7 protein-coding genes are annotated in these 8,766 nt (G+C 40.6%); all 7 read right to left on the bottom strand.

Going from position 1 to position 8,766, the window contains the following annotated elements; translation table 11 throughout:
- Positions 1-268: 268 nt before the first annotated feature.
- On the bottom strand, positions 269-1,297 hold the full coding sequence (locus DCC39_RS18110) for a glyceraldehyde-3-phosphate dehydrogenase (RefSeq protein WP_116556291.1): 1,029 nt from the start codon (positions 1,295-1,297) through the stop codon (positions 269-271).
- 75 nt (positions 1,298-1,372) lie between these two features.
- A complete protein-coding gene (gene coaE, locus DCC39_RS18105) occupies positions 1,373-1,966 on the bottom strand; it encodes a dephospho-CoA kinase (RefSeq protein WP_116556290.1) in 594 nt (197 codons plus the stop codon).
- Between the two features lie 54 nt (positions 1,967-2,020).
- A complete protein-coding gene (gene ytaF, locus DCC39_RS18100; RefSeq protein ID WP_116556289.1) occupies positions 2,021-2,650 on the bottom strand; it encodes a sporulation membrane protein YtaF in 630 nt (209 codons plus the stop codon).
- A 92-nt stretch (positions 2,651-2,742) separates the two neighbouring features.
- Positions 2,743-3,576 (bottom strand): DNA-formamidopyrimidine glycosylase, encoded by an 834-nt coding sequence (gene mutM / locus DCC39_RS18095; protein ID WP_116556288.1) that lies wholly within the window; start codon positions 3,574-3,576, stop codon positions 2,743-2,745.
- A gap of 27 nt (positions 3,577-3,603) precedes the next feature.
- The gene (gene polA / locus DCC39_RS18090; protein ID WP_116556287.1) at positions 3,604-6,240 is read right to left on the bottom strand and encodes a DNA polymerase I; all 2,637 of its coding nucleotides are present in this window, start codon (positions 6,238-6,240) and stop codon (positions 3,604-3,606) included.
- Between the two features lie 135 nt (positions 6,241-6,375).
- A complete protein-coding gene (mdh, locus tag DCC39_RS18085; protein WP_116556286.1) occupies positions 6,376-7,314 on the bottom strand; it encodes a malate dehydrogenase in 939 nt (312 codons plus the stop codon).
- A 16-nt stretch (positions 7,315-7,330) separates the two neighbouring features.
- The gene (icd, locus tag DCC39_RS18080; RefSeq protein ID WP_116556285.1) at positions 7,331-8,602 is read right to left on the bottom strand and encodes an NADP-dependent isocitrate dehydrogenase; all 1,272 of its coding nucleotides are present in this window, start codon (positions 8,600-8,602) and stop codon (positions 7,331-7,333) included.
- Between the last annotated feature and the right edge of the window lie 164 nt (positions 8,603-8,766).

Genomic DNA, 8,766 nt, shown 5'->3' with positions numbered 1-8,766 from the left:
CATATGTGGATAATTATAAATTCCCTATAAAACAGCAAAGTTTCAAAATTTACTCCTCAGAGCTGTACTTCCTTTTTCACGCTTGGCAGTTTTGCATATAAGATTTACAATAATTTTAATATCTGTCCAGGTATTTTAACCAATCAAGCCATGATGAACTTATTGTTTTATTTGATACTATTTTTAGGACTTTGCACGATGGGCTTTAACTGAAATTGATGTTTCAACATTAGCAAGGAAGAAAAAAAATCTAAAAAAGCAGGGGCTATTAAACCCCTACCTCTGAATGCTTTTTCATTTCTTGGCCGATATGTGCTGCAAGGTCAACGACACGGCAGGAATATCCCCATTCGTTATCATACCAAGCAAGAATTTTGATTTTGTTATCGCCCATGACCATTGTAGAAAGCCCATCAATAATGGATGAATTTTCGTTTCCGTTAAAATCGGTTGAAACGAGCGGTTCATCCGTGTAGCCGAGAATACCGTGCAGCTCTCCTTCAGAAGCATCTTTCAACACACGGTTCACTGACTCTACTGTCACAGGTGTTTTGACATCAACAACAAGGTCAACGAGAGAAACGTTCGGTGTAGGTACACGAAGTGCCATCCCGTTCATTTTCCCTTCAAGCTGGGGCAATACTTTTGACAGCGCTTTGGCTGCACCTGTTGAAGTCGGAATGATCGACATGGCGCAAGCTCTGGCTCGGCGCAAATCCTTATGCGGGTTGTCAATATTTTTCTGATCGTTCGTATAAGAGTGGACCGTTGTCATAAGGCCGCTTTCAATGCCAAATGCATCATCAATGGCTTTCGCGACCGGTGCCAAGCAGTTCGTCGTACAAGAAGCATTCGAAATGATATTGTGTTTATCATCTTTATATGCTTCCTCGTTAACTCCCATTACGATCGTGATATCTTCATCTTTGCCAGGGGCAGTAATTAGAACTTTTTTCGCTCCCGCTTCAATATGGTATCCAGCTGTTTCCTTCGACTTGAATTTGCCTGTCGCTTCAATAACGATGTCAATGCCTAACTCTTTCCAAGGAAGTTGTTTTGGATCACGGTTGCTTAAAAGTTTAACTTGTTTCCCATTTATAATTAACATGTTCTCTCCAGCTTCCACATCACCTTCAAACGTGCCATGCACACTGTCATACTTAATCAAATGTGCAAGGGTTTCGGCTGGATAGCTCGCGTTCACAGCAACAACTTCAAGATCATCGCGAGTAATCGCTTTTCGAAAGACCATTCTCCCAATTCTTCCGAAGCCATTAATAGCTATTTTTGTTTTCATAAAGATGCCCCTTCCGCGAAATATGCTATACTCATTTTACCAATAGTATAACATATAATATACAAAATGGAACAATTAATTTACGCCCCATTTTTCTAAAATGGTGAGAAGTTGTTCTTTTGTTTCTTCGATTGTTCCGTCATTGTAAATCACTGCATCGGAAAGCGGAATTTTATCCTTTATAGGCATTTGAGACTGGATTCGATTGGCTGCGTCCTCTTCCCCCATTTGATCCCTTTCCACGAGACGTTTGAACTGTACATCTTCCGAAACAGCAACGAGAAGAATTTTATCAAATGACTTCTTGTCCCTGCCTTCAAAAAGAAGCGGAATATCGAGCACGACGGTTTGATGGCCTTTCGCAAGATAATCATTCTTCTCTTCATCCATTTTTTCACGAACGGCAGGGTGAATGATATTATTTAAGGCAAGCCTTTCTTTTTCATTTTTAAAAACAATGGAACCAAGTTTTTTGCGATTCAGAGTGCCATCTGGAAAAAGAACTGATTTACCAAAATGAGCAATAATTTGACGGTATGCTTCTTCACCTGGTTCAACGACTTTTCTTGCAATCATATCTGCGTCGACTACAGGAATGCCCAGTTCTTCGAACATGCCTGCAACCGTGCTTTTTCCGCTTGCAATCCCCCCAGTTAACCCAATAATCATAGTATCCCCTCCATTACGTTTTTATTTATTATGTAGACCGTACTTCCTGTACGGCTAAAATTTGAAAATGCCTAGAACGATTAAAAGAACGCCCGGTATGAGAGAAAACCGTTCCATCCATTTGATTTTTGATAATATGAGGCCACATTTCATGCCGCTTAGAACAAAAATTGAGCTCATGCAAGCGATTGAAATGGCCAAAAATAAAGGAGAATAGCCAAGCAAAGCGGCACTAATGCCGGCTCCAAATGCATCCATTGATAACGCCAAGCCAAGGATTAATGCTTCAATTCCCGTGATTGTTCCTGATTCATCAAAATCTGCAACCATCGGTTTTTCCAACACTTGAATGACAATGCCCAATGATTTTATTTCAAAATTTACGATCATTTGGTTGTTTTTTGACTTTTTCCCATTTGGATGTTTCAATCGGTAGATCATCCAAGCGCCAATTAAAATTAAAATTACGCCTCCAAGGCTTTCAGCGAGATGTGGGGAAATCCATCCGCCGATGATTGATCCGATTCCCATTGCCGACAGCAATACAAGCGCTGAACATGATGCAATAATCATCAGCGAGCGAAACGGGATTTTCATTTTTCTTAAGCCGTATGTGAAGCCAACGCCAAATCCATCCAAACTGACAGCGATAGCTAAAAGCAAAAGTGCCAACCAATCTGCCACGACTCTTTACCCCTTCCTATATTGGGCTAACATAGTATATGGAAGGAGTAAGAAAAACGATAATCGATTTTAAGTCATCCGAAAACGATTCGTCATTTACGGACTTTTTGGCAAGTTGGGCAAAAGTGTGTCCCTCGTTGGGCAACAACCATTTTTTCGATTTCCCCGCCGCATTTCGGACAAGCTTGGCCCTTTTTTCCGTAAACGAAATGGTTAAATTGAAATTTCCCGATTTCGCCTTGGCTATTCACGTAAGAACGGACAGTGCTTCCTCCTTGTTCCACCGCTTCAGTTAACGTTAGAACAATTTCTCTGTGCAGCCTTCCGATATCGGAGTCATTTAAGTTGATCCCGATTTGCTGCGGATGGATGCCTGCCCGGAACAGCACTTCATCCACATAGATATTGCCTAAACCAACTACGACAGACTGGTCAAGCAAAATGGACTTGATGTTTCGGGTTGTCTGACCGAACGCTGTTTTGAGCACTTCAGGCGTAAAATCGCTCGATAAAGGCTCTACTCCTAAATTGGAGAGCGGCGGATTTTGTTCTTCCAACCCTTTCATAAATAAATGCATCGTTCCAAACTTTCTTACATCCTGATATCTGAGTTCGCTTCCATCTGTAAATGAAAAAATGATATGAGTATGCTTATCATACGGTTCATCGCCTTGATCCAATGTGTAGCGGCCTTCCATTCTTAAATGGGAAACAAGCACATCATCGTCTAAAATGAATTTGAGGAATTTACCTCTGCGTTCAATGGCATGTACCGTTTGGCCCATACATTTCGTTTGAAATTCTAACGCGTCTGAAGGCAATTTAATGATTTTTCCCCAGCGAATCTTTACTTGGTTAATCTTTTTCCCAATCACAAGACGTTCAAGGGTTTTACGGATTGTTTCAACTTCAGGCAATTCTGGCATGATTTCTCCCCATCTCTATTAATTCCATTATTTCGCATCGTACCACGTAGCGCCATAAGAGTAATCGACTTTAAGCGGCACATCCAATTCCACAGCCTGCTCCATAACTTCTGGGACAATTTGCTTTAATTTATCAATTTCATGTTCTGGCGCTTCGAATATTAGCTCATCATGAACTTGAAGAAGCATATTTGTCTCAAGTTTTTCTGATTGCAAGCGGTTATTCATTTCAATCATCGCTTTTTTAATAATATCTGCAGCACTGCCCTGAATCGGTGTGTTCATTGCTGTCCGTTCCGCAAAGCTTCTTAAATTATAATTTCGGCTCTTGATTTCAGGCAAATATCTTCTTCTATGAAGCAATGTCGTGACAAAGCCATCGCTTTTTGCTTTTTGAACAATTTCGTCCATATATCTTTTTACGCCCGGGAAGCTTTTTAAGTAACGATCGATAAATTCGCCAGCTTCTTTTCTTGTAATGCTTAAGCTTTGGGACAGCCCGTAGTCGCTAATTCCATATACAATTCCGAAATTGACCGCTTTTGCATGGCGCCTCATAAGCGGAGTGACTTCTTCTTTTGCTACATGGAAGACGTCCATCGCTGTTTTTGTATGAATATCCATATCTTCTTTGAAAGCCTGGATTAGTTTTTCATCTTGGGCGATATGGGCAAGTACCCGCAATTCAATTTGAGAATAATCAGCCGCAAAGATAACCCAGCCTTTTTTAGATGGAATAAAGGCTTGCCGTATTTTTCTTCCTTCTTCCAAACGAATTGGGATGTTTTGAAGGTTGGGATCTATCGAACTGAGCCGGCCGGTTTGTGTTAACACTTGATTAAAGCGCGTATGAATTTTTCCTGTGTTGTTATTTACAACTTTCAATAGCCCTTCAATGTACGTTGAATAAAGTTTGCCAAGCTGCCTATACAGTAAAATTTTCGGAATGATTTCGTGTTGGTTTTGCAGCTTTTCCAACACATCTGCAGAAGTTGAGTAACCTGTCTTTGTTTTTTTGATGACCGGGAGATTCAGTTTATCGAATAAGACTTCCCCAAGCTGTTTCGGGGAATTTAAATTAAATTTGACACCTGCTTCTTCGTATACCTCTTGTTCGATTGTTTTTAATCGTTCATCAAGTTCTTTCCCCATATTTTTTAACCGATCAATGTCTACTTTTATCCCTTGAAGCTCCATTTGAGCGAGTACATTTGAAAGAGGCATTTCAAGTTGATCAAAAAGGGAGTATTGTTCATTTTTTTCAAGTTTATCGGTTAATATATCCTTTAATTCATAGACTGCCTGTGCTTTTCGAATGAGATGATTTGCCAAGGCTTCACGTTCAGGCATTTTTCTTTTTGCGCCTTTCCCGTACACCGATTCATCAGATTGGACGTACGTGATGTTCTCTCTATTGGCAATTTCGGCAATGTCGTGGCGGGATTCCGTTGTATTAAGCAAGTAGGAAGCGATAAGGACATCGAATGAAAACCCTTTTATCTCTATATTCTGCCATCCTAACGCAACCTCTGCCCGCTTTTTGTCAAAAGTGATTTTTTTCTTTGTCTCATCATTCAGCCACTGTTTGAACTCGGCCGACTTACATGCGTCCTCCGCCGTCATGAAATATTTCCCGGTTTCATTTACGATGGCAATCCCTTGAATCTCTGCTTGATGATAATTTTCTTCCATCACTTCAACAATAAGAGCTGTTTCGCCTTTTAGCATGTTAGAAGAAAGTTCAGTCACTGTTTCAAAAGAGATGTCTATCTTTGAATCACTCTCTGCTTCTTCGGATTCTTCATGCTCAAACCGATCGAGAAGGGACTTAAATTCCAAATCAGTAAACAGCCGAACAACTGACTCTTGATCGTAATTGCCATACGAAACATCATTTAACGAAACTTCTATAGGGCTGTTGCGGTCAATTGTTACAAGCTCTTTGCTTAACAACGCAAGATCGTGGTTATTTTCAAGGGTTTCTTTTATTTTTTTCCCGGATATTTCATCAATCGAATTCAAAATGGTTTCAAGAGAACCAAATTGCTTCAATAATTTTAATGCCGTTTTTTCGCCAACACCTGGAACACCGGGAATATTGTCGGAAGGGTCGCCCATTAAGCTTTTCATATCGATAATTTGCGAGGCATCGATGCCGTACCTCTCTCTTAGGGCCACAGGATCATATGTGTCGACATCGGTTATTCCTTTCCTTGTTAAAGCAACAGAAACACGATCGCTAACAAGTTGAAGTAAATCCTTATCCCCCGTGATCACTTTTACTTCCCAGTTTTCGTCCTCTGCCTGTTTGGACAATGTTCCGATAACGTCATCTGCTTCATAATTCTCAAGCTCATATTTCGATATGCGAAACGCATCAAGCAAATCATGGACAAATGGAATTTGTTCAGACAACTCAGGCGGCGTCTTTTGCCTTCCACCTTTATATTCTTCGTACTTTTCATGTCTGAATGTTTTTTTGCTAGCATCAAAAGCAACAAGCAAATGTGTTGGCTTTTCTTCGTCAAGCACTTTTAAAAGCATTTGGGCAAAGCCATATACCGCATTCGTATAAATACCTTTGGAATTGCTGAGAAGCGGCAAAGCAAAAAACGCCCTGTATAAAATACTGTTTCCGTCGATCAAAACTAATTTATTTTTCAAAATGAGCCCTCCATTAGAACCGTACTTCCTTTATTTTACCATGACCATCGAACGAAATGAAAAATCAAAGCTAAAAATGAAAAAGAAGAGAATCGGAAAATGAATCCGAATCTCTTCTTTAAGATAAGAAAGGAATTATTCTAATACTTTCAAAACATTTCGTACCGAATCAGCTGATTTATCAAGCTGGGCTTGCTCTTCCTCTGTTAAGTCTAATTCAATGACTCTTTCCACTCCATTGCCGCCGAGAATCGTCGGAACACCAAGGTAAATGCCATCGTAACCATACTCGCCTTCCAAGTAAGCAATAACTGGAAGCACCCGGCGTTGGTCTTTCAAAATGGTTTCAGCCATTTCAACGAGAGATGCGGCCGGCGCATAGTATGCACTTCCATTGCCGAGTAAATTTACAATTTCGCCGCCGCCTGTACGGGTCCGTTGAACAATTTCTTCCAAGCGTTCTTTGCCAATCCATTTTTCTAACGGAATGCCCCCTGCATAGGAATAGCGAACGAGCGGAACCATGTCATCCCCGTGGCCTCCAAGAACAAAACCTGTCACATCTTTGACGGATAGGTTCAATTCTTGTGCGATAAACGCACGAAAACGCGCAGTATCTAGCACCCCTGATTGCCCAATGACACGTTCTTTCGGAAATCCAGTTTCTTTGAATGCTGTATACGTCATTGCATCAACCGGATTTGATAAAACGATAATAATGGTTTCAGGAGAATACTTCGCCACTTCTTTGGAAACGGATTTCATGATTCCTGCGTTTGTATTGACGAGATCGTCCCGGCTCATACCTGGTTTCCGTGCAACACCGGCAGTAATGATAACGATATCGGAGCCGGCTGTCTCACTATAGTCAGCTGTACCTTTAATATTGCAGTCAAATCCTTGGACTGGACTTGCTTGAAGCATATCTAGCGCTTTACCTTTTGTAGGGTTCTCCATTTGTGGGATATCAACTAATACAACATCGCCAAGCTCTTTTTGAGCTAGCATGAGAGCAGTTGTCGAACCGGTAAATCCACTTCCAATGACAGAAATTTTTTTACGTTTAATTCCCACTGAAAGGACTCCTTTCTTACTCCATGTTTTTAATTAATGCATCTCCAAATTCTGAAGTTTTGACTTCAGTGGCACCTTCCATTAAACGAGCGAAATCATAAGTTACAACCTTGCTTGCGATGGTTTTTTCAATCGCATTGATCACAAGGTTAGCAGCTTCGCGCCAGCCTAGATGTTCAAGCATTAAAACACCAGATAAAATAACAGATGAAGGATTTACTTTGTCTAAACCCGCATATTTTGGAGCTGTCCCGTGTGTCGCTTCAAAGATGGCATGTCCTGATTCGTAGTTAATATTCGCTCCAGGGGCAATTCCAATTCCGCCAACTTGCGCTGCAAGTGCATCAGAGATGTAGTCGCCGTTCAAGTTCATCGTAGCAACGACATCGAATTCAGCCGGACGAGTCAAAATTTGTTGTAGGAAAATATCCGCAATCGCATCTTTAACGATGATTTTCCCTGCTTTTTCTGCTTCAGATTGCGCATTATTGGCAGCGTCCTTGCCATCTTTTTCTACAATTCGGTCGTATTCAGCCCATGTAAATACTTTATCGCCAAATTCTTCTTCAGCTACTTCGTAGCCCCAATTTTTGAAAGCTCCTTCAGTAAATTTCATAATGTTTCCTTTATGAACGAGTGTCACATTTTTACGGCCTTCAGTAATTGCATATTGAATCGCTGCTCTTACGAGTCGCTTTGTTCCTTCTTCAGAGATCGGCTTAATTCCTATGCCAGAAGTTTCTGGAAAGCGGATTTTGCTGACTCCCATCTCGTTTTGAAGGAAATCAATCACTTTTTTTACTTCAGGAGTGCCTTCTTGATATTCTATTCCTGCATAAATATCTTCTGTATTTTCACGGAAAATAACCATGTCAGTTAGTTCTGGGCGTTTGATTGGTGACGGAACGCCTTGGAACCAACGAACAGGGCGGACACATGCGAATAAATCAAGTTCTTGTCTTAATGCAACGTTAAGTGAACGAAATCCACCGCCAATTGGTGTTGTAAGAGGCCCTTTTATCGCAATTATGTATTCTCTAATCTTTTCAAGTGTTTCATCAGGAAGCCAATTTCCAGTTTGATTATGCGCTTTTTCACCAGCGAGAACTTCTGTCCAAACTATTTTCTTTTCACCTTTATACGCTTTTTCAACTGCTGCGTCGAGAACCCGAGAAGCAGCCGCCCAAATATCCGGCCCAATGCCATCCCCTTCAATAAAAGGAATAATTGGGTGATTTGGAACGTTTAACTGTCCATTTTGAACTGTAATTTTTTCACCATTTGCCATCGTGAAAAACCTCCTTATGTAATTTATGCACACATTGTTAGTATAACATAAGAAAAGCGTTCGCGCTTTTTTGGCTACTTATAATTATCGTTAAGTGAAACTTATCATATGAGGCTTTTTACGCGGTGTTCTTGACATAGCTTTGAAAATTTCAAAAAAAAAAA

The organism is Pueribacillus theae (assembly GCF_003097615.1).
Lineage (GTDB): Bacteria > Bacillota > Bacilli > Bacillales > UBA6769 > Pueribacillus > Pueribacillus theae.
This window is presented reverse-complemented; position numbering and strand designations above follow the sequence as displayed.